Genomic DNA, 781 nt, shown 5'->3' on the forward strand with positions numbered 1-781 from the left:
GCTTGGTTCCGGGTTTCTTACTCATCTCCACTCCTTGGCGGTTACGATGAGCCAGAAACCCTCTCTTATCAAATCGACTTAAACTGTCCCATTGGTGCTGACGTCAGACACTGCCTAGATAACCCGGATGGTCGAGAGCCACCATCCGGGTTATCTAGGCAGTCAGGATACCTATTACGAGGGCACAATGAAGGGCGTGGGACGCATCTACCAGCAGACCTTTGTCGATACCTACGCGCGGGTCGCGATCTGCAAACTCTATACAGAGAAGTCAGCGATCACGGCCGCCGACCTGCTGAACGACCGGGTCATCCCGTTCTTTGCCGAGCACGGTATCAGCCTGCTGCGCATCCTCACAGACCGGGGCACCGAGTATTGCGGCAAGGTCGAAAACCACGCCTACCAGCTTTATTTGGCGGTCGAGGACGTGGATCATTCCTCGACCAAAGCCAATTCACCGCACACGAACGGCATCTGTGAACGCTTCCACCGGACCATCAAGGACGAATTCTACGACATCGCCTTCCGAAAGAAGCTTTAGGGCTCAGTGGAGGAACTGCAGACCGATCTGGATGAATGGATGGCAAAATACAACGAACGGCGGCCCCATTCGGGAAGATACTGCTATGGCAAAAAACCTATGCAAACATTCCGCGAAACCTTACACATAGCTGCCGGGCGGCGATCACGATCGCCTCGGCATCAGCGGCGTCATTCTTCTGACGCTTCACAAAAGGGCGCAAGTATTGTGGAGCGATCAGTTTGACCTCATGGCCAAGAG

2 pseudogenes are annotated in these 781 nt (G+C 54.4%); one reads left to right on the top strand and one right to left on the bottom strand.

Going from position 1 to position 781, the window contains the following annotated elements:
* Positions 1–130: 130 nt before the first annotated feature.
* Positions 131–673, top strand: a pseudogene (locus ABLN87_RS22315) (integrase core domain-containing protein); the annotation flags it as partial.
* Here the strand turns inward: ABLN87_RS22315 and ABLN87_RS22550 are convergent.
* Positions 657–781: pseudogene (locus tag ABLN87_RS22550) on the bottom strand (IS110 family transposase); the annotation flags it as partial. The pseudogenes ABLN87_RS22315 and ABLN87_RS22550 overlap by 17 nt on opposite strands.

This window comes from Ruegeria sp. SCP10, assembly GCF_040329495.1.
Classification (GTDB): domain Bacteria; phylum Pseudomonadota; class Alphaproteobacteria; order Rhodobacterales; family Rhodobacteraceae; genus Ruegeria.